This window comes from Nisaea sediminum, from assembly GCF_014904705.1.
Classification (GTDB): domain Bacteria; phylum Pseudomonadota; class Alphaproteobacteria; order Thalassobaculales; family Thalassobaculaceae; genus Nisaea; species Nisaea sediminum.
The window spans coordinates 121,187-143,344 of the sequence record NZ_JACZCQ010000003.1; the positions used below are offsets into that span (position 1 = coordinate 121,187).

The 22,158-nt window shown below is 64.6% G+C and carries 20 protein-coding genes; 9 read left to right on the plus strand and 11 right to left on the minus strand.

The window, feature by feature from the left end; all coding sequences use genetic code 11:
- Positions 1-83 precede the first annotated feature (83 nt).
- Positions 84-1,805: a SulP family inorganic anion transporter gene (locus tag IG122_RS05575; protein WP_193181268.1), complete on the plus strand. Its 1,722-nt coding sequence runs from the start codon at positions 84-86 to the stop codon at positions 1,803-1,805.
- On the opposite strand, the gene IG122_RS05580 is transcribed toward IG122_RS05575, so the two are convergent.
- Together IG122_RS05580 and IG122_RS05585 are read right to left on the minus strand one after the other, a co-directional pair.
- Entirely contained in the window at positions 1,780-2,586 is an 807-nt protein-coding gene (locus IG122_RS05580) for an alpha/beta fold hydrolase (protein ID WP_193181270.1), read from the minus strand. The genes IG122_RS05575 and IG122_RS05580 overlap by 26 nt on opposite strands.
- Positions 2,587-2,679: 93 nt before the next feature.
- Positions 2,680-4,038, minus strand: a complete 1,359-nt coding sequence (locus IG122_RS05585) for an MATE family efflux transporter (protein WP_193181272.1) — start codon at positions 4,036-4,038, stop codon at positions 2,680-2,682.
- A 75-nt stretch (positions 4,039-4,113) separates the two neighbouring features.
- Between IG122_RS05585 and IG122_RS05590 the strand changes: the two genes are divergently transcribed.
- The 5 genes from IG122_RS05590 to IG122_RS05610 all read left to right on the plus strand — a co-directional run bounded on the left by IG122_RS05590 (position 4,114) and on the right by IG122_RS05610 (position 9,778).
- Positions 4,114-5,052, plus strand: a complete 939-nt coding sequence (locus IG122_RS05590) for an AEC family transporter (RefSeq protein WP_193181274.1) — start codon at positions 4,114-4,116, stop codon at positions 5,050-5,052.
- Positions 5,053-5,107: 55 nt separating this feature from the next.
- Positions 5,108-6,502: a multicopper oxidase family protein gene (locus IG122_RS05595; RefSeq protein ID WP_193181276.1), complete on the plus strand. Its 1,395-nt coding sequence runs from the start codon at positions 5,108-5,110 to the stop codon at positions 6,500-6,502.
- A gap of 73 nt (positions 6,503-6,575) precedes the next feature.
- Positions 6,576-7,373, plus strand: coding sequence for an enoyl-CoA hydratase (locus IG122_RS05600; protein WP_193181278.1), 798 nt, complete (start codon positions 6,576-6,578; stop codon positions 7,371-7,373).
- Between the two features lies 1 nt (position 7,374).
- Positions 7,375-9,198 (plus strand): O-acetylhomoserine aminocarboxypropyltransferase, encoded by a 1,824-nt coding sequence (locus tag IG122_RS05605; protein WP_193181280.1) that lies wholly within the window; start codon positions 7,375-7,377, stop codon positions 9,196-9,198.
- A 70-nt stretch (positions 9,199-9,268) separates the two neighbouring features.
- Positions 9,269-9,778, plus strand: a complete 510-nt coding sequence (locus IG122_RS05610; RefSeq protein ID WP_193181282.1) for a PAS domain-containing protein — start codon at positions 9,269-9,271, stop codon at positions 9,776-9,778.
- 7 nt (positions 9,779-9,785) lie between these two features.
- Here the strand turns inward: IG122_RS05610 and IG122_RS05615 are convergent, their stop codons facing one another.
- Together IG122_RS05615 and IG122_RS05620 are read right to left on the minus strand one after the other, a co-directional pair.
- Positions 9,786-10,190: a DUF1801 domain-containing protein gene (locus IG122_RS05615; protein ID WP_193181284.1), complete on the minus strand. Its 405-nt coding sequence runs from the start codon at positions 10,188-10,190 to the stop codon at positions 9,786-9,788.
- 27 nt (positions 10,191-10,217) lie between these two features.
- Complete coding sequence (locus IG122_RS05620) at positions 10,218-10,775, minus strand: histidine phosphatase family protein (RefSeq protein ID WP_319024819.1); 558 nt, start codon at positions 10,773-10,775, stop codon at positions 10,218-10,220.
- Between the two features lie 142 nt (positions 10,776-10,917).
- Here IG122_RS05620 and IG122_RS05625 point away from each other — a divergent pair, with 142 nt between their 5' ends.
- Entirely contained in the window at positions 10,918-12,111 is a 1,194-nt protein-coding gene (locus tag IG122_RS05625) for a serine hydrolase domain-containing protein (RefSeq protein ID WP_193181286.1), read from the plus strand.
- A 4-nt stretch (positions 12,112-12,115) separates the two neighbouring features.
- Here IG122_RS05625 and IG122_RS05630 read toward each other — a convergent pair whose 3' ends face one another.
- From IG122_RS05630 to IG122_RS05640, 3 genes are read right to left on the minus strand one after another with little or no spacing between them, the layout of a single operon-like run.
- A complete protein-coding gene (locus tag IG122_RS05630) occupies positions 12,116-13,129 on the minus strand; it encodes an NAD(P)H-dependent flavin oxidoreductase (RefSeq protein WP_193181294.1) in 1,014 nt (337 codons plus the stop codon).
- Complete coding sequence (locus IG122_RS05635; RefSeq protein ID WP_226893360.1) at positions 13,126-15,252, minus strand: acetate--CoA ligase family protein; 2,127 nt, start codon at positions 15,250-15,252, stop codon at positions 13,126-13,128. Before IG122_RS05635 ends, IG122_RS05630 begins: the two co-directional genes overlap by 4 nt.
- On the minus strand, positions 15,249-15,971 hold the full coding sequence (locus IG122_RS05640) for an SDR family oxidoreductase (protein WP_193181296.1): 723 nt from the start codon (positions 15,969-15,971) through the stop codon (positions 15,249-15,251). Before IG122_RS05640 ends, IG122_RS05635 begins: the two co-directional genes overlap by 4 nt.
- A gap of 211 nt (positions 15,972-16,182) precedes the next feature.
- Here IG122_RS05640 and IG122_RS05645 point away from each other — a divergent pair, with 211 nt between their 5' ends.
- Positions 16,183-17,241: an alcohol dehydrogenase gene (locus IG122_RS05645; RefSeq protein ID WP_226893361.1), complete on the plus strand. Its 1,059-nt coding sequence runs from the start codon at positions 16,183-16,185 to the stop codon at positions 17,239-17,241.
- Between the two features lie 123 nt (positions 17,242-17,364).
- Complete coding sequence (locus tag IG122_RS05650; protein WP_193181297.1) at positions 17,365-18,246, plus strand: NAD-dependent epimerase/dehydratase family protein; 882 nt, start codon at positions 17,365-17,367, stop codon at positions 18,244-18,246.
- Here IG122_RS05650 and IG122_RS05655 read toward each other — a convergent pair whose 3' ends face one another.
- From IG122_RS05655 to IG122_RS05670, 4 genes are read right to left on the minus strand one after another with little or no spacing between them, the layout of a single operon-like run.
- Positions 18,247-19,839, minus strand: coding sequence for an alkaline phosphatase family protein (locus IG122_RS05655; protein ID WP_193181299.1), 1,593 nt, complete (start codon positions 19,837-19,839; stop codon positions 18,247-18,249).
- Positions 19,840-19,843: 4 nt separating this feature from the next.
- On the minus strand, positions 19,844-20,668 hold the full coding sequence (locus tag IG122_RS05660) for a MaoC family dehydratase (protein ID WP_193181301.1): 825 nt from the start codon (positions 20,666-20,668) through the stop codon (positions 19,844-19,846).
- Positions 20,669-20,692: 24 nt separating this feature from the next.
- Complete coding sequence (locus tag IG122_RS05665) at positions 20,693-21,391, minus strand: class I SAM-dependent methyltransferase (RefSeq protein ID WP_193181303.1); 699 nt, start codon at positions 21,389-21,391, stop codon at positions 20,693-20,695.
- Positions 21,392-21,448: 57 nt separating this feature from the next.
- Positions 21,449-22,081: a class I SAM-dependent methyltransferase gene (locus tag IG122_RS05670; RefSeq protein WP_319024820.1), complete on the minus strand. Its 633-nt coding sequence runs from the start codon at positions 22,079-22,081 to the stop codon at positions 21,449-21,451.
- Positions 22,082-22,158: the final 77 nt, after the last annotated feature.

The window sequence follows — 22,158 nt, forward strand, 5'->3', positions numbered from 1 at the left end:
GACATTCCCGGCCTTTTTTGCTTTGATTCCGAAACACTCAACATTGGAACCGGCATCAAGCCGTTGCCGGCCTCTTCGACCGCATGACCAGCAGTTCTATTCCCTCGCCCGCCGAGAGCGGGCCGTCCTTCAGCGAGGCCTTCACCCCGAAGCTGGTGACAGTTCTTCGCGAGGGCTACAGCCTCGCCAACCTGCGCGCCGACGCCATGGCCGGACTGACCGTCGCCATTGTCGCCCTGCCGCTCTCCATGGCCATCGCCATCGCGTCCGGTGCCACACCGGCACAAGGGCTCTATACCGCGATCTTCGGCGGCTTCCTCGTTTCCGCCTTCGGCGGCAGCCGGTTCCAGATCGGCGGGCCCGCAGGCGCCTTCATCGTGCTGGTCGCGGCGACGGTGCAGGCGCACGGCATGGACGGACTGATCCTCGCCACCATGCTCTCCGGCCTGGCGCTCGCCGCCATCGGCCTGCTGCAGCTCGGCACCTACATCAAGTTCATTCCCTACCCGGTCACGGTCGGCTTCACCGCCGGCATCGCCGTGATCATCTTCGCGAGCCAAATAAAAGAGCTTCTCGGCCTCACCCTCTCAGCGCCGGAACCGGGGCCGCTTCTGGAAAAACTCCCCGCACTCTGGACCGACCTGCCGACAGCAGATCCCGCAACCATTCTGCTCGCCGGCGCGACGATCCTCGTGATTGCCGGACTCAAACGGTTCCGCCCGCACTGGCCGGGAATGCTGATCGCCGTCGCCGGGGCCGCCATCGCAACCACATTGCTCGATCTGCCGGTCGCGACCATCGCCTCCAAGTTCGGCGGCGTGCCGAGCAGCATCCCGTTGCCGTCCCTCCCCGCGTTTGATCTCGCGAAAATTCAAGCAGTGCTGCCAAACGCCGTCGCCTTCGCCCTGCTCGGTTCGATCGAGTCCCTGCTCTCCGCGGTCGTCGCCGATGGCATGACGGGGCGGCGGCACCGTTCGAACTGCGAACTGGTGGCGCAGGGCATCGCCAATGTCGCCTCCGGGCTCTTCTCCGGGATCTGCGTCACCGGCACCATCGCCCGGACCGCGACCAACGTGCGCGCCGGGGCGCACGGGCCGATCTCGGGAATGATGCACGCGCTCTTCCTGCTCGGCTTCGTGCTCATCGCGGCGCCGCTCGCCGGTTACATCCCGCTCGCAAGCCTCGCCGGCGTGCTCGCGCTGGTCGCCTGGAACATGGTCGAGAAGCACGCTTTCGCGAACCTGATCCGCGCCTCGCGCGGCGATGCGGCGGTGCTGCTCGCGACCTTCCTGCTCACCATCTTCCGCGACCTGACGGAAGCGATCATCGTCGGTTTCGCGCTCGGCTCGGTGCTCTTCATTCACCGGATGTCGAAGACCACCGCGATCGAAACGCACAGGCCTTTCGTCGCCGAGGACGAGGCGGACGATGCCGAGGGCGGACGGCACCCTTACGAGGAGGAACGGGAGAACGACCCGGATATCGTCATCTACCGGATCTCAGGTGTGTTCTTTTTCGGTGCCGCGGCCTCGATCGGCTCCGTGCTCGACCGCATCGCCGATACGCACCGGGCGCTCGTGATCGACTTCTCCGCCGTGCCGTTCCTCGACTCAACCGCCGCCAACACCATCGAGGTGCTTGCTCACAAGGCCGGGCGCAAGGGCGTCACGGTTTACCTCACCGGAACGACGGCCGAGTCCCGGCGAGATCTTTCCGCGCAGGGGCTCCGGCCGCCTCTGGTGCATTACGAGCCGAGCATAGACGCCGCCGTCGGTGCCGCTAGAGCTGCGCGGCAAACGCCATAAGCTCTTTGCCGAAGCGCTCAGGCCGTTCCGCCGGAATGAGATGTCCCGCGTCGGTGAAGACGATGTGCGAGCTCGACGGAATGCGTGCCTCAAGCTCGGCAATGTCCTCTTCGATCCGGAACACCCGGTCATGGGTGCCGGTCATGAGCAGCACCGGGGCGGCGAGTTTCTCGTAAGGAAAGTCCCAGTCCGTCGTGACCGAACGCTTCATCAGCTCATAAAGGCCGTCCCCGTCCGTCATCGGCTGGTAGTCGCCCTTCAGCAGGTTCGGCCGCATCTTTGCGAGCTGCTCGGGATTGACCAGCATCGGCAGGTTCGCCTCCATGATGAGCTGGCTGCCGCCAGTCGCGGCCATGCGGACCATCGCCGCGTTGATCCACTCGAGGCGGAGGTTCGGCTTGCGCAAGGTGTTGATCAGGACGAGTCCCTCGGCTGCGGCGCCTTTCAAATAGGCCTGAGCGGCAAAGAGACCGCCGATGGAGAGACCGACGAGGATCGGCCGCGGCGGAGCGACGGCGTCGATGACACGCTTCAGGTCGTCGACGATGGTCAACGGCCCGAGATCCGTACCCGGCGTGAAGGCGCTCTCCGCCTGGCCGCGGAAATTGTATACGAGCGTACCGTATCCGGCGGCGCGCAGGGCCGGCCCGATCTCCTCCACCTGCCACATGCCGGTATTGCCGGTCAGCGCGTTGACGAAGACGAAGGTTTGCCCCTTCGCGCCGGGCGCTTCGTACTCGTAATAAAGATGATTGCCGGGACTGATTTCCAGACTGGCCATGATTTTCCTCCCATCCGTCTTTCGTTATTGCCGGAAATATTGGGCCAGAGGCGCGCCGCCGCCAACCGTCAAGGTTGCACAGGTGTCGTCGCGTTAGCGCCGCCACGGGCCGAAGCGGAGCGTCAATGTATTGAACAGCCCGTAAGCCGTCATCGCTCCGGCGACGAGGAGAAAGACAGTTCTACTGTCGACGCCCTCGTCCAGCAGAACACCCCCGCCGCCGAGCAGGATCGCGAGCCGGATCCCGGCGCCAGTGACCGGCCAGATGAGGCTGTTCAGCGCCTGGCTGGCGAAATAGAGGCAGAGGCCGAGCCCGAAGAAGGTGTAGGCCGGGCCGACGAACTTCAGGTAGCGCGCGGTCGCGGCGGCGATCTCCGCGTCGGCGGTGAAGAGCCCGCTCCAGAGCGCGGGGAACACGGCGAGGAAACAGCCGATCAGGCCGACGAAGCTCGCGGCGAAGGCGCTGCCAGTCCAGGAGACGCGGAGCGCCCGCGCCCGCTGCCCGGCGCCGAGACTGACCCCCGCCATGGCGATGCAGGCGCTGCCGAAGGCGAAGATCACCGGAATGATGACGAGTTCGAGCCGGACGCCGATGCCGTAGCCTGCGAGCGCCTTCGGGCCGATCCGCGCCATATAGGCGGTGACGACGAGGGCCATGGCGATGGTCAGCACCGACTGCACCCCGGCGAAGCAGCCGCGCCTTCCGACGCGCCAGACCTGCCCCCAATCGACCGACCCTGCAAGCTGCACCCATGCGGGACGCCCGGCCCCGAACAGCCGCCAGGCGAGATAGAGGCTGCCCGCCGCATAGCCGATCAGCAGCGAGAGCGCGGCGCCGGTGATGCCGAGCGAGGGGAACGGCCCCATGCCCGCGACCAGCACCAGGGCGGAGAGAATATGCGCCGTCGCGGCGATGCCGAGGGCGATGGCCGGGCGGCGCATCTCCCCCGCCCCGCGCAGCAGGCTCGCTGCCATGTTGAAGAACCAGACGATCACGATGCCGGGGAAAAGGATCCCAGCATAGGCGACGGCAGTTTCATGAACCTCACCCTCGCCGCCGAGCAGGCGGAAGAAAGCCGGGCCGAAGAGCTGGACAAGCAGAGCACTCGAGCCGCCGCCGGCCAGGGCCAGGACCATCGCCGTCCGCACCAGCGCTCCCGCGCCCTCATGATCGCGTGCGCCGAGCGCCCGCGCGGTCGCCGCGACCACGGCACCGCCGACGGCACCCGCCGAGAGCATGACCGAGAGGACGAAGAGCGGGAAGACCAGCGCCACGCCTGCCAACGGAAGCGGGCCGAGGGTGCCGACGAAGCGCCCGTCGGCGACATAGAGGAAGGATTGCATCAGCCCGCCGAGCAACCCCGGAAGGGCGAGCCGCACCAGCTTCCGCGCTATCGGGCCGTCGAGCAGCGGATGCGGTTCCGCCGCCGCGCCGGATGCCGCGTCTGTCATTGGCGAGGATTTTCGTTTATCGAATAGGCCAACCGCATTCGCCTCGTCATCCGCCTTTCCCTCTCCGGGTCCGCCATGGAAATCCTCATCGACATCGTCCTGCCGGTCTTCGGCACCGTTTTCATTGCCTATGGCGCCGCGCGCCTGGGCTGGTTCCCGGAAGCGGCGGTCGACAGTCTCTCGAAGTTCGTCTTCAACTTCGCCATTCCCCCGATGCTGTTCCACACCATGGCGCGGCAGACCCTTCCTGACCCGATCGAATGGGAATTCCTGATCTCCTTCTTCGGCGCCGGCTACGCGGTCTGGCTGCTCGGTATGCTGATCTCATTGTGGTGGTTCCGCCGGGACTTCGCTCATGCTTCGTTGGCAGGGATGACGGGCGCCTTCGGCAATACGGTGCTGCTTGGCATTCCGCTCATCCTCACCACCTTCGGCGATGCCGGCACGCTGCCCGTCTTCCTCATCATCGCCTTCCATTCCTGGCAGTATTTCGCCGTGGTCACGATCCTGGTCGAGGGCGGCCGCGGGCAGAAGGGCGCGCTGCTGGCGATCCCCGTCTCGATCGTGAGAAGCCTCGCCACCAACCCGATCCTGATCGGGCTGATCGCCGGGCTCGCCTGGAACATCTTCGCCCTGCCACTGCCGAAGCCGGTCTCCGACATCGCCCAGTTCATGGGCCGCGCCGCCCTGCCCTGCGCCGTCTTCGCCATGGGCGCCTCGCTGGCGCGCTACCGGCTCAGCGGCGCGATCTGGGAGGCGCTGGTCGGCAGCCTGCTGAAACTGGTGCTGTTCCCGGCCCTGACCTACCTCCTCGCGACCCATGTCTTCTCCATGGATCCGCTCTGGCGCAACGTCGCGGTGATCGTCGCCGCCCTGCCGGTCGGGGTGAATGTCTATCTCTTCGCCGACCGCTACAATGCGGGCACCCAGGCGGCCGCGACCTCGATGCTGCTCTCGACCTTCCTCTCCTTCGGCACCATCGCCTTCGTTCTGCATTTCCTCGGCGTGCGATAGCACCATATTCTTCTCTAAAAGGCCGGCGCGACGACCGGCGCATCGGAGGAGAGCAATGCAGGTGCGGGATCTTTCCAGACGTGTGTTTCTCGAGAAGGTAGGGGCTGCCAGCTTGGCCGCGGCCGCCTCTGTGCTGCCCGGACGCGCCATCGCCGCCGCGCCGGAGACGCTCGAAGCCAGGCCGGGAACGGCACGGCTCGCGCCCAAGGAATATCAGCCGACCCCGATCTGGGGCTATGACGGCGGCGTCCCCGGACCGACGATCCGGGTCAATCAGGGCGCACGAGTCGACCGCCGCTTCCTGAACAGCCTGCCGCAACCCTCCACCGTGCATTGGCACGGCGTCCGCATCGACAATGCGATGGACGGTGTCCCGGAGCTGACGCAAGCCGCCGTCGCACCACAGGCCACCTTCGACTATGCCTTCGCCGCACCGGATGCCGGGACCTACTGGTATCATCCGCATAACCGGACCTGGGAGCAGCTCGCCCGCGGCCTCTACGGCGCACTGATCGTCGAGGAGCGAGACGCTCCCGACGTCGACCGCGACGAAATCCTGCTGATCGACGACTGGCGGCTGACGGAGAAAGCCGAGATCGCCGAAAATCTCGGCGCCATGCACGACTGGTCGCACGGCGGCCGGATCGGCAACTGGATCACGGTGAACGGCGATGGCTTCTGGACCTCGACCGCCCGCCGGAACGAGCGCCTCCGGTTGAGACTCGTCAATGTCGCCAACGCCCGGATCTTCAGCCTCAGCCTCGCCGGCCTCGACGGCTGGGTTGTCGCCCTCGACGGCCAGCCGCTCGAGACGCCGCAGCGCGCGGGACGGATGGTTCTGGCCCCGGCACAGCGCGTGGATCTGATCGTCGACGTGACCGGCGAGACGGAAGCCTCAATCGTCTCGCACGAGCGCAACGGGAGCTACGCCGTCGCGACCTTCAAGCTGGAGGAAAGTTCGGCGGCGCGGCGCCCGGAACCCGCGGCCCCGCTTTCGCCGAATCCGGTGACGCCAATCGGTCCGCTCAATACCGCACGTCGCGCCGATTTGCTGATGGAGGGCGGTGCCATGGGCGGCATGATGGGGGCGATGATGGGCGGCCGATCGATGGACATGCGCGGCTTGGTCCAGCAGGGCAAGGTCTGGGCCTTCAATGGCCGTGCCGACATGTCGGACCAGCCACTTGTCTCAGCCGCACTGGGCGAAACCGTCAGGATCAGGATCGAGAACCGCACCGGCTGGCCGCATGCCATGCATCTGCACGGCCATCACTTCCGCAAGGTTCTGGAGGACGGGACGCTCGGCGCATGGCGGGACACGACTCTGATGCAGCCGGAAGAGAGCTTCGAGATCGCCTTCGTCGCCGACAATCCGGGGAACTGGCTGTTGCATTGTCACATGGTTGAGCATTCTGCCTCCGGCATGATGACCTGGATCCGCGTCTCCTGAGATCTGTTCCTCGGGCTCGTCCGGCGGTAGTGTGCCGGGCGGAAATCGGAGCCAAGCCGATCGGGAGGAAGACATGTCCGTCGTCGAAGAACTCGATAGCACCCTCGTGCTGCGCAAGGACGCAGACGGGATCGCGCATCTGACGCTGAACCGGCCGCGCGCCTATAACGCGCTCTCGCTTGGGCTGATGGCCGCGCTGCAGGACGAACTCGATGCGATCGCGCGCGACCGGAGCGTCAAGGTCGTGGTGCTCGGCGGGGCCGGCAAGGGTTTCTGCGCAGGGCACGATCTCCGCGAAATGCGCTCGCGCAGCGATGCCGCGTTCCACGAACAGGTCTTCGCCGCCTGCTCCAAACTAATGCTCAGCATCACCCACCTGCCGCAGCCGGTGATCGCGCGCGTGCACGGCATCGCGACCGCCGCCGGATGCCAGCTCGTCGCCACAGCCGATCTCGCGATCGCAGCCGAGGACACCCGTTTCGGCACGCCGGGCGTCAATATCGGCCTCTTCTGCTCAACGCCGATGGTTGCCGTCTCCCGCGCCATCCCGCGCAAGCAGGTGATGGAGATGCTTCTGACCGGCGAGATGATCGACGCAGAGACCGCCTTCCAGCACGGCCTGATCAACAAGGCTGTCCCGGAAGCGGACCTCGACGCCGCAATCGCGGAAATGGCCGGCAAGATCGCCTCGAAATCGCCGCTTGTGCTGAAGACCGGCAAGAAAGCCTTCTACCGGCAGCTCGAGATGCCGCTGGCCGAGGCCTACGCCTATACCAGCAAGGTGATGGTCGAGAACATGCAGGCGCGCGACGCCGCCGAGGGGATCGACGCCTTCATCGAGAAACGCAGCCCGAAATGGACGGGGGAATAGAATGGCCGAGAGCGAAGCGCAGCGCCGGATCGATCACGACAATTATCCGGACAGCTACATCAAGGAGATCCTCTCCTCGGTTCGCACCATCGCCGTCGTCGGGGCGAGCCAGAAATGGACCCGGCCGAGCTATTTCATGGCGAAGTACCTGCAGGGCAAGGGCTACCGCATCGTGCCGGTCAATCCGGGCCTCGCCGGCGAGGAGATCCTCGGCGAGACGGTCTATGCCTCGCTCAAGGACATCCCCTTCGAGATCGACATGGTCGACATCTTCCGCAACTCCGAGGCCGCCGGCCCGATCGCGGAGGAAGCGGTCGAGATCGGCGCCAAGGTGGTCTGGATGCAGCTCGGCGTGCGCAACGACGCGGGCGCCGAGGCCGCCGAGAAGGCCGGGCTGAAGGTTGTGATGAACCGCTGCCCGAAAATCGAGTTCTCCCGGCTCTATGGCGAGCTCTCCTGGCACGGCTTCGACTCGAACGTGATTTCCTCGAAGCGCCGCGCCGTCGGCATGCCGGGGGCGGAGGAAGCGGAGAACCCGAAGGCCGCGCCGCAGAAGCGGGCCGGCTTCGAGACCCGGGCGATCCATACCGGCGCCGCACCGGACCCGACCACGGGCGCGCGCTCGACGCCGATCTACCAGACCACGGCCTATGTTTTCGACGATGCGGACCACGCCGCCTCGCTCTTCAACCTGCAGACCTTCGGCAACATCTATTCCCGCCTCTCCAACCCGACGACGGCGGTGCTGGAGGAGCGGATCGCCAGTCTCGAGGGCGGCCGCGGCACGACCTGCACTGCGTCCGGCCATTCGGCGCAGATGCTCGCCCTCTTCCCGCTGATGCAGCCCGGCGACTTCCTCGTCGCCTCGACCCGGCTCTATGGCGGATCGATCACCCAGTTCGGCAAGACCTTCAAGAAGTTCGGCTGGAACTGCACATTCGTCGATGTCGACGATCTGGACGCGGTCCGCAGGGCGGTCGACGACCCGAAATGCAAGGCGCTCTTCGCCGAGTCCCTCGCCAATCCGGGCGGCGTGATCAGCGACATCGCGGCGCTGGCGGAGATCGCGCACGGCGCCGGTGTCCCGCTCATCATCGACAACACCATGGCGACGCCCTATCTCTGCCGCCCGATCGAGCACGGCGCCGACCTAATTGTGCATTCGACCACCAAGTTCCTCTCCGGCCACGGCAACGCCATGGGCGGCGCGGTGGTGGATTCCGGCAGGTTCGACTGGGGTCAGAACGACAAGTTCCCGTCGCTCGCCGAGCCGGAACCCGCCTATCACGGCATCTCCTTCTGGGAGAGCTTCGGTGACCTCGCCTTCACCACCTACGGCCATGCAGTGGGTCTCCGCGATCTCGGTCCGACCATGGCGCCGATGAACGCCTATCTCACCATTACCGGCATCGAGACGCTGCCGCTGCGCATGGAGCGGCATGTCTCCAACGCCGTGAAGGTCGCCTCCTTCCTCGACGCCCATCCGGCGGTCTCGTGGGTCTCCTATGCCGGGTTGCCCAGCAGCCGCTATCACAAGCTGGCGCAGAAATACCTGCCGGGGGGCGCCGGTTCCGTCTTCACTTTCGGGGTCAAGGGCGGTTATGCGGCCGGCCAGCGCATCGTTGAGGGCGTCGAGTTGCTGAGCCACCTCGCCAATATCGGCGATACCCGCTCGCTGATCCTGCATCCGGCCTCGACCACGCACCGCCAACTCACCGAGGAACAGCGCACGGCCGCGGGTGCCGGGGACGACGTGATGCGGATCTCGGTCGGCCTCGAGACTGCGGACGACATCATCGCGGACTTGGAGCAAGCCCTCGAATGAGGGAACATGGAGGCTTGCGGGCCCCGGTCCGCCCCTCCATGCCGATGCGGTCCGTCGCGAAGAGTGCGCCATGAAAACCAGCCGTGACGGAGCGCCACTTCGGCTGCCGGCCTCTTCCGTCATCAGGTCTGAAGCGGATCTCGCTCATCCCGAGCTGCGCGCGCTGTACAGTTTCTGGAAAGATCGGGCGGGCGACCGCCGGGCACCGTCGCGGAACGACTTCGACGTTCTGGAGCTCAAGCAATGGCTCCCGCACCTGCAGCTGCTCGACGTTCTCGACGACTTGTCCGACGTCCGCTATCGCGTGATCGGAACCTGGATCGCAGAATTCTACGGCAAGGACGATACCGGAAAGACATTTGCCGAGATCGGCCTCAACGAGCAGCGGCGGCGGGTCCTGAGCGAATTTCTGACCGCAGCCGCGAGCATGACCCCGCAGGCCGTCACCCGCCCCTTCTATGGCCAAAACGAGGTCAAGGAACACCTCCTCGCGGAACGGATCATTCTTCCGCTGACGACCGACGGACGGCGCTGCGACAAGCTCCTTTCCGGTATCTACACGCTCGCCAAAAATCCATGATGCGCCACTAACCGCGCTTCTTCCGTACGTGATAGGTCAAGGCCATCGCAACGCAATGCGCCAGCTCATCTTCCGGGACGTCCGTCTCCGGGCCGAAATGGATCTCCCGGTTGCCGACGAAGGTGAAGGTCTCCGGGTAGATCTCCCGAAAGCCCTCCACCAATCCGGTCGTGCAGATGAAATAGACCGAAGCACCGTCCGCTTTCGCATCGATCCGTACCGTGGAGCCGACCCCGCGCGGTTTCGGCACGAAGCTCGGCTGACCCCATTTCAGGCATTCCTCGAGTTCCGCGACCTCGGCGCAGGACCGGGCCGATCGATGGATCAGTTCGCGCAAGGCCTGAAGCCGCGAACGCTGTTCGTCCGGATATCCGGCGAGCGTGACACCGATAATGTCTTCGGAACGGGACATGTCGCCAGCCTATCAGCTCCGCCATCGTCAGACGACGTCGAAGGCCTTCCAGGCAGGCACAGGGTCAAAGGTCGAGAACCAGTTGCCGCCGCCATTGCGCGGCTGGTCGAGATCCCGGGAGATAGGCCTGCCGAGAAGATGCGCGAGCAGCAACGCGCCGACCGCACCGTGCGAGACGACTAGCGGTGCCCCGCCAGGGTCGAGCGCGACGACCGCCGCGGTAGCTGAGAGGATGCGCTGCTGCTCGATCCTTGCAGGCGTCCAGCCGCGCACCGAACTGTCCGGATCGGCGAAGAATAGATCCGCCGTACGGTCGAATTCCTCCAGCGGGAGATAGCCGGTCGAGGAGCGGTCGTTCTCTCCGAGATCGGCGTGGGTCCGGATCGCGAGGCCCAAGTGCTCCGAGAGGATTTCCGCCGTGTCGAGCGCCTTGCGCTCCTCGCTCGACCAGAGACTCGTGACCTGCGTCAACCAGGGCTGCGAAAGCCCCGTTCGGATTCGGGCACGTCCCCGGTCCGTCAGGCCCCAATCGGTGATCGGGACTTCCGGATCGATCACCACGTCCGCGTGGGTCAGGAAGATCACTCCCCGTCTCCGCGCCCGGCTGCACTCATCGCCTTCCCTCCGACAGATCCTCGAAAATCAGATAGGAAAATTCACGCAAATGGCACGTATATTTCACGGGATCGCGCCTACATACTGGCGACGCAGGACAGGAGACGGCGCAATGGCAACGAACGCGATCCGGTGGACGATTTCCGACAGGGGCAGGTGCGCCCGTCTCATCGCGGCCCTGTTGATCTGCCTCTCTCTCGCCTCCGGACAGGCGGACGCCGCGGAGCCAGGCGCCCCTGCGGATCTCGGCGACGGCTGGAAAACCGCCGCGCCTGAGAAATCCGGCTTCGACACCGCCAAACTCGAGAAGCTGGACGCGGACATCCGCGCCGGCATGCACGGCAACATCCACGCGGTGCTGATCGAGCGGAACGGCGCGCTGGTCTATGAACGCTATTACGAAGGTCCGGACGAGAACTGGGGAGACCCTCTCGGTGTCCGGAAATCCGGCCCCGCCGAGCTGCACGATCTGCGCTCGGTGACGAAAAGCGTGACCTCGCTCCTGCTCGGTATCGCCCTCGGCGAGGACTTCGAGCGCGATCTCGGCATGCCCCTGCCGGAACTCTTCCCGGAATACCGGCAGATCATGGTGCCGGAGGCCGCGAACGTGACCCTCGAAGATGTCCTGACCATGCGCTCCGGTCTCCAATGGAACGAGATGCATGTGCCCTACACCAGCCCGGAGAATGACGAGGTCCGAATGATCCGCTCGGCCGATCCGATCGCGCTGGTGCTGGCGCGCCCGGTGGTCGAGAAACCCGGAACGCGCTGGGACTACAATGGCGGCAATACCCAGATCCTGAGCAAGCTGATCGAAAGCCGGACCGGTCAGCGGATCGACCGTTTCGCCGAGAGCACCCTCTTCGCCGCCCTCGGGATCGGGAACTACGAATGGCGGCGCGGTTTCTGGGGACCCGAATTTGCGCCGAGCGCCGCTTCGGGCCTCCGGCTCGGGCCGCGCGACCTCGCGAAAATCGGCTCCCTTGTGCTCAATGACGGGAAATGGAACGGCACCCAGGTGGTTCCGGAAGCCTGGATGCATGCCTCACTCGAACGCCGGGTGGCGGCAGTTCCCTGGCTCGCCGGCACGGGGATCGGCTACGGCTTCATGTGGTATACGGGACCGCTCGACCCGGCTACCGGGCCTGACATCGCGATGGCCATCGGCTACGGCCAGCAGCGGCTGTTCGTCGTCCCGGAACTCGGACTTTCCGTCACCGTGCTCGCCGCGCTCTATCGCGACAACCGCCACCAGGAGGCCGGAAAGATCTTCCGGCGCATCCTCGCAGCGCAGAAACGGCCCTGACACTTTATTCCGCCGCCATGTCCCTTCCGACGCGCAGCGCCTGCACCCGGTCCATCGCCTCCACCATCTCGTCGACCATCCTGTCGATGATGTCGCCAAGCGGCTCGATCCGGTCGGCGAAGACAGCGGACTGGCCCATTGAAAGCAGGCCCTTTTCCGGATCGCCCTCCTCGTAGGCCTCGCGCTGCAGCGTGCCGCGCACATGCTCGCGGTAGCTCTCGTAGTCGCTGACGCCCGCCGCCTCAAGTTCGGCCACAGCCCGCGCGGTCTCGTTGTCGACCACCCGGTAGGTGTTGCGCATCGAGGCGAGCACGAGGCGGGAACTTGTCTCGTCCGCCTGCACCACGCGCTGTTTCACCGCGTCATGGCTCCAGACCTCGTCGGCGACCAGGAGACGCGTGCCGAGCACGACGCCCTCGGCTCCGAAGGCCAGCGCACCCGCAAGCTGGCGGCCGTGGCCGATACCGCCGCCGATCACCACCGGGATATCGACCCGGAGCGCGGCCAGCACCCCCTGCACCATGTTGCCGATCATGTTGAGCCCCGGATGCCCGCCGCATTCCATGCCGACCACGGAAACAGCATCAATGTCGAGCTTGGCGGCCGCCGAGACCGCGTGGCGCACGGAGGCGACCTTGTGGATCACCTTGGCGCCGCCTTCCTTCAGCTGACGCACCAGGTCCGCGGGCGGCATTGCCGCCGTTTCGAAACTGCGAACGCCCGCCTGCAAGGCGAGGTCCGCATGCCCCGAAAGCATCGCGTTCTCTTCCGGGCGTTGCGAAATGTAGAGGTTCACGCCGAAGGGATTGCCGTTCGCCAGCTGCTTCGCCTTTTCCAGCTCCTCCTTCCAGCGTTCCGGGTCGGGAAAGGTTTTCGCGGTCATGAATCCGAGACATCCGGCATTGGCCGCTGCAGCCGCATAATTCGCGTCGGCGAGCCACATGAGGCCACCGCAGAGGATCGGATGACGGATGCCGAAAAGCTCGGTGATGCGGGTACGGACGCTTTGCGGCCTCATGCACTTTCTCCAGACACCGGAACGATGAGCGCATCGACCGCCACCGCGCCCCTGCCCTCGGGCAGAACGACAAAGGGGTTGATATCGATGCTGTCCAGACGATCCGCATTCGCCGCGGCGAAGACGGAAAGCTTCGCCAACGCGTCGGCCAGGGCATCGACATCCGCCGGCGGCGCGCCGCGCACCCCTTCCAGAATCCTGAAACCCTTGATCTCCCGGATCATCCGGTGCGCCTCGTCGACCGAAAACGGCGCGAGACGGAAGCTGACATCCTTCAGCACCTCGACGAGCACGCCGCCGAGCCCGAACATGACCGCCGGGCCGAGCACCGGATCGCGCTGCACGCCGATCACGCATTCGACGCCGCCACTCACCATCTCCGAGACGATCACGCCGTCGAGCCGCGCATCCGGGCGCTTCTCCTTCGCCCGCGCCATGAGCGTCTCGAACCCCTCGCGCACAGCCCCCTCGCCTTCGAGGCCAACCAGCACGCCGCCGATCTCGGTCTTGTGAGCAATGTCCGGCGACGCGATCTTGAGCACCACGCGACCGCCGAAATCCGCCGCGAACGCCACCGCCTCTTCAGGCGACGTGGCCATGAATTCACGCACCACGGGGATACCGGCGGAGGCGAGGATCTTCTTGGCCTCATGCTCAGAGGTCGCATGTCGCGGGGCCGCCAGCACACCCACCGGAAGCTCCGGCGGCTCGCCGCGATCGGTCGAAAAAGCCTGGCCGAAGAACATCAGTCCGTTCGCCGCCGTCACCGCGGGCACCGGGTCGTCGAACAGAGGATATCCGTGCCCCTCGTAGAAGCGCCGGGTCTCTTCCGACCCCATGATGGAAAAGAAAAGGTGCTTGTCCGGCCGCTTCTCCTTCAGGGGCTTCAGGGTCTCGACAATCTCGTCCGCAACCGCCGGGATCGCCGCGCCGGTGGTCAGGAAGGAGATGACGACATCGTAGTCTCCGTCCTCCATCACGATCTTCAGACATTTGGCGATGGCGTCACGCTGGTTGAAAACCTGGCCGGTGACATCGACCGGATTGCGCGGCGACGCGAACGGCAGAAGCTCGAGGATCTTTTCCTGCCCGGCCTTCGAGAATTGCGGCATCTCGAGCCCGAGCTCGGAGGCCTTGTCCGCCATCTGCACACCGAGACCGCCCGAGATCGAGACGAAACCGATCTTCTTTCCGGCCGGGAAATGCCCGTTCTGGCAGCCATAAGCGACTTCCAGCATCTCCGGCGCATCCTCCGCGCGGTAGACTCCATACTGCCGCATCATCCCGTCGATCACAGCATCCGGACCCGCGAGCGCCGCCGTGTGCGAGGCCGCAGCTGCGGCACCGATGTCGCTGCGCCCGACCTTCACCATGATGATCGGCTTCTTAAGGCGGCGCGCCTTCTCGAAGGCGGCTTTGAGGCCCGCGCCGTCGCGCAGCCCCTCGGCATAGGACATCACCACCTTCACCGAAGGATCGTCGAGCAGGTAGGAGATGCATTCCGATAGCTCGACGTCGGATTCGTTGCCCGTCGTGATCCAGCGGCCGACCTGCAGCCCGCGTTTGCGTGCAAGGCTGAAGATATGGGCACCGTAGGCGCCGCTCTGGCTGGCGATGGCGATCGGTCCCGGCTCCGGCGGGTCGGCCATAGGTGCGGAAGAAAACGTTCCGGTCCAGCCATTGTCGCCGTTGAAGCCGCCGAGACAGTTCGGTCCGAGGATCCGCATGCCGGTGCGGCGCGCGACCGACGTCAGCTCGGCCTGCATGGCCTCGCCTTCGGCACCGAGTTCGGAAAAGCCGGAGCTGAACACGACGCAAGCGCCGACACCCTTGGCCGCGCAGGCTTCCACCGCCTCAAGAACCAGCGACGCTGGCAGCGCCACGATGGCCGCATCGACGGCTTCCGGCACGTCGGCGATGGAGGGATAGGCCTTCAGACCCTGCACCGTCTCCCGCTTCGGGTTCACAGGATAGATCTTCCCGGAAAACCCGAACTTCAGGGAATAGTAGATCGGTCGCCCGCCGATCCTCATCGGATCGTCCGAAGCACCGATAACGGCAAAACTTTTAGGGGCAATCAGGCGGGCCAGATTGCGTCTGCGGAGATCGCTCATGTCGTTCATAGCGGCGCGGACCCGATGGTCAGGCCGCCACAGACATAGAGCACCTGCCCGGTGCAGAAACCGGCATCCTCGGACGCGAAGAACGCAACGGCCGCCGCCACGTCTTCCGGCTGGCCGATCCGCTTCACCGGGATTGCCGCCTCGATGGCATTGCGGCTGGCGGAGCCCGCCGGGTTGCCTTCCTCGAACATCTCCGTCGCGATCGGGCCCGGCGCCACGCAGTTCACGGTGATCCCGTCTCCGCCGGCCTCGATCGCCCAGGTCCTGGTTGCGGCCGCAATTCCGCCCTTGGTCACCGCATAAGCGCTGCGCCCGTGCTTTCCGAGCGCGGCGCGGGAGCCGATATTCACCACCCGGCCGAACTTGCGCTTGCGCATCCCCGGCAGAAAAGCCTGCATGCACTGGTAGGGCGCGCGGACATTCACCGACATGAGATGCTGCAGGGTCTCCGGCGTCACCTCCTCGACAGTGCCGAGCGGGGCGATGCCGGCATTGTTCACCAGCACGTCGATTTCAAACTCGGATGCGATTGCCGCGAGCGCGGAGCGCGTCGCCTCGGCATCGGAGAGGTCGGCGGTGCGGAAGGCGCCCGGGAAACTGCCCGACGGCGCGCTGCGCGCCAGGCCCACGACCTGATAACCCTTGTCCGCGAGATATTTGGCAACCGACCGGCCTATTCCACGGCTCGCACCTGTCACCAGCGCTGTTTTCTGGCCCATCGGCCAACTCCTCCCGTTGCCCGGATCCGTGACGCCCGGTCTGATGCCGAATTGTCACCGATCCTTTCGCGGCCTCCCCCAAAGAAACCGCGAGATTGTCATGTCCGCAGATGGCAGTCTCACTACCTTGCGAGGTTGCGCGATGAGACATCACGTCTTACGAAAACGAAACTGAATTTCGCAAAAGCGATTATCGGGAGGAAATCGATCCATGCAAATGCGGAGTTGGAAAGTCACCGATTTTGGGAAACCGCTGGAAATGATCCAGCAGGAGATCCCGGAACCGACCGGAACGGAGGTTCTCGTCAAGGTGACGCGTTGCGGGGTCTGTCACTCCGATCTTCATATCGGTGACGGCTATTTCGATCTCGGTTCCGCCGGGCGCCTGAACATGGGCGACCGCGGCGTGCCGCTGCCCCACGTGCTCGGTCACGAGATTCTCGGCGAGGTGGTCAAGGGCGGTCCGGATGCGGGGAAGGTCCCGGCGGGCGAAACCAGGCTGATCCACCCATGGATCGGCTGCGGCGAATGCTCGATCTGCAAGGCTGGCCAGGAAAACCACTGCGCCAAGCCGCGCACACTCGGTGTCTATCGGGACGGCGGCTATCAGGAATACATCCTCGTCCCGCACCCGATGTTCCTGGTCGATATCGGCGATGTCGATCCGACCGACGCGACGCCCTTCGCCTGCTCCGGCGTCACCGTCTACAGCGCAATCAAGAAAGCGCTGCCGGTACATGACGACGAGTGGCTGGTGATCATGGGCGCCGGCGGCCTCGGCCTTGCCGCGGTCAGCATCGCCCATGCCATGGGCGTCAAGCAGGTCCTCTCCTGCGACATCGACGACAAGAAGCTCGCCGCGGCGAAGGAAATGGGCGCGACCGCGACCCTGAACATCTCCGGCGACGATGCGGCCAAGAAGCTGGCGGAAGCCACCGGCGGCGGCCCCCGTGCCGTGGTCGACACGGTCGGCGCCAACCCGACAGCAAAGCTCGGCTATTTCTCGCTCGTGAAAGGCGGACGTTACGTGATCGTCGGTCTTTATGGCGGCGACTTCACCGTGCCGCTGCCGACCCTGCCGCTGCGCGCCGCCTCGATGATCGGCTCCTATGTCGGCAGCCTGAAGGAGCTGAAGGAACTGATGGAGTTGGTGAAGGCCGGCAAGGTGAAGCAGGTCCCGATCGAGACCCGGCCGATGGACCAGGTGCAGCGCACGCTGGACGACCTCCGCGCCGGCAAGATCGTCGGCCGCGTGGTGCTGACGAACTGACGCATCTTTTCGTGCCGGGCGGGACATCTCGCCCGGCATTTTTATTTTCAAGATTTTACTTGTTTTTAAATCCGCGCTGCGGCTCTATCGTTTTCAAGACGCCCGACAGTACGGACCGATCCAATGCATGTCCTGTTGCTCGGCGGTACCGGCTCGATCGGTTCCGCCATTCTTGACGAACTGATCGCGCACGGCCATCGGGTGACTGCCCTCGCCCGCTCCGAACGATCGGCCGACCGCCTTCGCAAGGCTGGCGCAACACCGCTTCCCGGCGATCTGACGCGCCCGTGGGACTGGGCAGGTTTCGTCACCGAAGCAGATGCTGTAATCCAAGCCGCAGCGGATTTCGATTCCGACATGGGCGGGATTGATCGTGCCCTGATCGAGGCCATTTCGTCCGCCGCTTCCGGCAGAGAGATTCCTCTCCGCCTGATCTACACGGGCGGATGCTGGCTGTTCGGCGAGACCGGGAGCACCGTCGCCGACGAGGCGATGCCTTTCGATCCGCTGCCGAGCTTCGCCTGGATGGTGGAGAACTGGCTCCGGCTTACCGAAGCTCCGGGGATTGCCCCCATTCTGATCCACCCCGCAATGGTCTGGGACGAGGATGGCGGCGTGCTGCACCGTTATGTAGAAGCGGCCCGGAACGGGAAAGCTATCGAAATCTGGGGCGCGCCTGACGCCACATGGCCGCTGGTCCACCGCAAGGACCTCGCCTCCGCCTACCGGCTTGCGCTCGAACATGCTCCGGCGGGAGAGACCTATTGCGTCGCCGCGGAACAGGGTGTTCCGACAGGAGTCCTTGCCGACGCGGTTGCATCCTGCTTCGGTTCCAAGGTTCCGCACACGATCCTGACGGAGGCGGACGCAATCGCCCGCCATGGGGACTGGGCCGCCGGGCCGGCGCTGAAGCAGTTCATGAGTGGCGGGAAGATCTCACGAGATCTCGGCTGGAAGCCGCAATATCAGGACTGCGCGGCCTCATTCCGTTCGGCGGCTTCCTAATCAGGGATCTTCGGGCTTCCAGTACCCGATTAGAATGCCCTGCCGGTCTGCCCCGCCGGTCCGACGCAGGATCTCTTCATCGGAGATCGTGACGCGCAGGCGGCGATTGCGGAACCACTCGAACAGCTTCTCGTGCAGCTCCGCACGCACCTCTTCAAAGGCCGGATCGGCGCCGAGGTCGGTGAATTCCTCGGGATCCGTCTCAAGATCGAACAGCTGCGGGCGGAAGGTTTCGTGCAGGACGTATTTCCAGCGCTCCGTCCGGAGCATGTAGCAACGTGCGTCCATCGGGGCCAGATTGAGGTCCGAGCGGGCATCGCGGCCGGAATAGTCGCTCTCGGAAACCGCGAAGCTGCGCCATTCGGTTTTGCGCCCCTCGATCAATGGGCTTAGCGACCGGCCTTCGAGCCGGTGCGCCGGTACCGTGCCGCCCGCGGCCTCGACGAAGGTCGGGACAAGATCGATGGCTTCCACCAGCGCGTCGCTGACCGAGCCTCGCGTCGTATCGGCAGAAGAGCGCGGGTCGTAGACGATCAGCGGAATGCGGACGGAGGCCTCATGGAAGAGGTCCTTCTCCCCGAGCCAGTGATCGCCGAGATAGTCGCCATGGTCGGAGGTGAAGACGATCATGGTATCGTCCAGCCTGCCCTGCCGTTCCAGTTCCTTCATCAGCCGGCCGATTTGATCGTCGATCTGTTTGATCAGGCCCATATAGGCCGGGACGATGGTCTCCCGCGCCTCGGGACGGCGGAACAACCGGCTGTCCTTGTGCCGCATGAAGGCGGCATAGACCGGATGCGGATCCGCTTCCTCTCGCTCATCGCGCTGCACCGGCAGCATGTGCTCCGGGCCATACATCGAGGCATAGGGCTCTGGCGCGATATAGGGCCAGTGCGGCTTGATGTAGGAGAGATGCAGGCACCAGGGCCTCTCGCCCATCTCGGTGATGAAGTCGATCGCCCGGTCGGTCATGTAGGGCGTCTCGCTGTCCTCGTCGCTGACCCGCGCGGCGCCTTTGGAATGCCCCCAGTACCAGCCGTCGAGCGTCTCCCCGCCGCCGCCTTCGGTCGAGTTCGCGTGACTCGACCAGGGATTGTCGCCGCGATAGCCCTTTTGCCGGAGATAACGATTGTACGGCAGGTCCGGATCGGCGCTGTGATCGGGATGGAGGCCGTCGTCGCGCTCGTAAGGCTCGAAACCGCATTCGGAGACCAGTACGCCGTGCTCCGAGACCGGATCGAGGCCGAGCCGGGCCATGCCTTCCGCATCTTCCTTCATGTGCGTCTTGCCGGCGAGCGCAACCCGCATGCCGAGCGGGCGCAGGTAATCCCCAAGCGTCCATTCGTCGACCCTGAGAGGATAGTTGTTCCAACCCGCCCCGTGGCTAAACATGTAGCGCCCGGTATAGAAGGACATGCGCGAGGGTCCGCAGATCGGAGACTGGCAATAGGCCCGGTCGAACCGGACGCCGCGCGCCGCAAGCGCGTCGATATGCGGCGTCTGGAGATGCGGATGGCCGGCGCTGGAGAGATAGTCCCAGCGCAACTGGTCGCACATCACAAAGAGAATGTTTCGGACTTTGTCTCGGGACATCGGATCAGGCGTATGAGATCGACGCGACGGCAAGCTCGGCGGTGATCTTTCCGGCGGCGTTCAGCGCACGTAGCCCGTCGATGAACCCGTCCTTGCCCTTGTGCTGCCAGAGGCTCGCCTCGTCGTCCCAGAAAACCGGGCGGCGAAAGCTTGCAGACAGTTCGAACGAAACCGGCGGACCGTCCTCGGTCAGGCGTCCCATCATCCAGACCATGGTCTGCAAGCCTTGCGCGAGCGGCGCTCGGTAGCCCAGATTCGCGGCAAAGTCCGGCTCGAAATGGATCAGGTTTCCGACATCCGAGGAGAACAGCGTTACGTCCTCGGGCGTCATGGTTTTCTCGGCAACTTCTTCGAAACCCTCCCGCGGGTCGGCCGGCTTTTTGTGATCGGTTTTCGCTGCCGCGGCCGCCCATTTTTCCTTGTCAGGAACCAGACCGATAACGTCCGCGACCAGCGCGACCAGCCCGTCGCGGCGCACGAATTCGAATGTGCGGTGCAGTCGGTGTCCGCGCTCGACCTCGTCATAGGCTTCGATCCAGCCGCGCTGGGTCAGCGGCTCACCGACGGCAACTGGCTGGATCTGGCGGAAGCACTGCTCGGTCTGCACCAGCCCGTCGACCTGATGTCCCGCTTCCCGCATCGCCTTGAAACAGTCCTGCCCGAACAGGCCGGCGGCCGCCTGATCGCCATAGAGCGCCGGCTCGACACCACAGGCCCGGAGCCTGGAATCCTGATATTCCCGCGTCCGAGTGACGGGGCGCTCCGGGAATTTGAAACCGGGATAGAACTCTTCCGTCTTGGTCCGCGGCGCGGGGGCAGAATGGATCATCTCGTTCTCCAGCGCTGTGAGCCGTCAGAATGACGGAAAGGTGACGATATCCTTTCCCACTCTGACCACCTTGCTCTGATAATTGTCGAGTTCGGACCGGATTTCGACAATAGACGTGGCATTCGCGAAGAACCGCACCAGAAAATCCTGCACCTTCTCGTGAGGAGTCTTCGTCAAAATGTAAGATGGGAACACTTCCGCAGTCATCGTCATTGCGACAAAGACACATCCGGATTCCTTGATGAAATCCCGAACGCCTTCCACCACGCCGAACCCCATCGCCCGTGCTTGCGGGCCATTCGTCAAGTCGTGACCGAGGACAAACCCGTCCGGTTTTATCTTCGGCCACACCAACCTCAGGTCCTCCAGCACCGCGTCCCGGGTATGCATGGCATCGACATAGGCCCAATCGAACGTATGATCGGCGAAGCTGGGGAGGATGTCCCCGGAGAAGCCCCGATGGACATGGACTCTCCCCGCTTCGATTTCCGTCCCGAACTTTCTGGTCACACCGGCAAAACGGCTTTCGTTTTTCGCATCGTCCACATTGTTGCGGTCCGCGATATAATCGGCCCTGTCTTGATGAAGCCAGGGATCGACCAAATGCAATTCCGAAGGCTTGGTCCGATCCAGCAGCACAGACGCGAATTCACCTTCCGCAACGCCAATCTCGATCCCGACTCCTCCTTTAGGGAGACAGGAAACGAAATCAGCCCGCGTCATAGCTCCTACCAGCATGTCATCTCAGCCCGCAATCTCGCGGTGGAGGCTCGTCATGTCTCAGAAAGACGGCACCGATACCAGCTTGTTATCGAATCTGAAGAGCTTATGCCGATAGGTCTTCGGCACGCCCCGCAACTCTACGGCCGCCCCGGCTTTCTTCAGCAACGCTTCGACGAATGGCTTTATCCCGGCGCTTTCCGGCTTCGCGAGCACGTAACTCGGAGACGGTTCCATCGTCATCGCGAGGAATAGCGCGCCGGTTTCCGCAGCGAACTCGTTGACCGCCTCGACCACACCGAACCCCTGTTCGTCCGCGATCTGGCTATTCGTGTAATCGTGTCCGAGAACAAATCCGTCCCGCTTGATTTTCGCCCATGCCAGCCGCAGGTCCCGCAGCACAGCGTCCTTCGTGTGCATTCCGTCGACATAGATCCAATCGAAATATCCGTCCGGGAAGTGCGGCAGTATGTTCTCCGAAAAATCCCGGTGGATGACCACCTGCCCTGCCGCGACCTCGGACGCAAAACGCTTAGCAACGAGGTCATAGCGGGCCGTGTGGATATCCTGGTTTCCGTTGGTCGGATCAACCAGATAATCCTCTCGATCCTGAAAAATCCAAGGGTCGATCAAATGCGCCTTCGCGGCCCGGCCGTTTCTCAGGATCGCCTCGGAGAAAGCGCCTGCAGCCACACCGATCTCCGCCGCGACGCCGTCCGAAGGCAAGCATCCGATGAGCTCTTCACGCTCAATATTTACAAGATAGGTCA

What these genes read in the sequence shown, in the direction of transcription:
- IG122_RS05575 (WP_193181268.1), top strand. Translation starts at nt 84, where the DNA reads ATGACCAGCAGTTCTATTCCCTCGCCCGCCGAGAGCGGGCCGTCCTTC.
- IG122_RS05580 (WP_193181270.1), bottom strand. Translation starts at nt 2,586, where the DNA reads ATGGCCAGTCTGGAAATCAGTCCCGGCAATCATCTTTATTACGAGTAC.
- IG122_RS05585 (WP_193181272.1), bottom strand. Translation starts at nt 4,038, where the DNA reads ATGACAGACGCGGCATCCGGCGCGGCGGCGGAACCGCATCCGCTGCTC.
- IG122_RS05590 (WP_193181274.1), top strand. Translation starts at nt 4,114, where the DNA reads ATGGAAATCCTCATCGACATCGTCCTGCCGGTCTTCGGCACCGTTTTC.
- IG122_RS05595 (WP_193181276.1), top strand. Translation starts at nt 5,108, where the DNA reads ATGCAGGTGCGGGATCTTTCCAGACGTGTGTTTCTCGAGAAGGTAGGG.
- IG122_RS05600 (WP_193181278.1), top strand. Translation starts at nt 6,576, where the DNA reads ATGTCCGTCGTCGAAGAACTCGATAGCACCCTCGTGCTGCGCAAGGAC.
- IG122_RS05605 (WP_193181280.1), top strand. Translation starts at nt 7,375, where the DNA reads ATGGCCGAGAGCGAAGCGCAGCGCCGGATCGATCACGACAATTATCCG.
- IG122_RS05610 (WP_193181282.1), top strand. Translation starts at nt 9,269, where the DNA reads ATGAAAACCAGCCGTGACGGAGCGCCACTTCGGCTGCCGGCCTCTTCC.
- IG122_RS05615 (WP_193181284.1), bottom strand. Translation starts at nt 10,190, where the DNA reads ATGTCCCGTTCCGAAGACATTATCGGTGTCACGCTCGCCGGATATCCG.
- IG122_RS05625 (WP_193181286.1), top strand. Translation starts at nt 10,918, where the DNA reads ATGGCAACGAACGCGATCCGGTGGACGATTTCCGACAGGGGCAGGTGC.
- IG122_RS05630 (WP_193181294.1), bottom strand. Translation starts at nt 13,129, where the DNA reads ATGAGGCCGCAAAGCGTCCGTACCCGCATCACCGAGCTTTTCGGCATC.
- IG122_RS05635 (WP_226893360.1), bottom strand. Translation starts at nt 15,252, where the DNA reads ATGAACGACATGAGCGATCTCCGCAGACGCAATCTGGCCCGCCTGATT.
- IG122_RS05640 (WP_193181296.1), bottom strand. Translation starts at nt 15,971, where the DNA reads ATGGGCCAGAAAACAGCGCTGGTGACAGGTGCGAGCCGTGGAATAGGC.
- IG122_RS05645 (WP_226893361.1), top strand. Translation starts at nt 16,183, where the DNA reads ATGCAAATGCGGAGTTGGAAAGTCACCGATTTTGGGAAACCGCTGGAA.
- IG122_RS05650 (WP_193181297.1), top strand. Translation starts at nt 17,365, where the DNA reads ATGCATGTCCTGTTGCTCGGCGGTACCGGCTCGATCGGTTCCGCCATT.
- IG122_RS05655 (WP_193181299.1), bottom strand. Translation starts at nt 19,839, where the DNA reads ATGTCCCGAGACAAAGTCCGAAACATTCTCTTTGTGATGTGCGACCAG.
- IG122_RS05660 (WP_193181301.1), bottom strand. Translation starts at nt 20,668, where the DNA reads ATGATCCATTCTGCCCCCGCGCCGCGGACCAAGACGGAAGAGTTCTAT.
- IG122_RS05665 (WP_193181303.1), bottom strand. Translation starts at nt 21,391, where the DNA reads ATGACGCGGGCTGATTTCGTTTCCTGTCTCCCTAAAGGAGGAGTCGGG.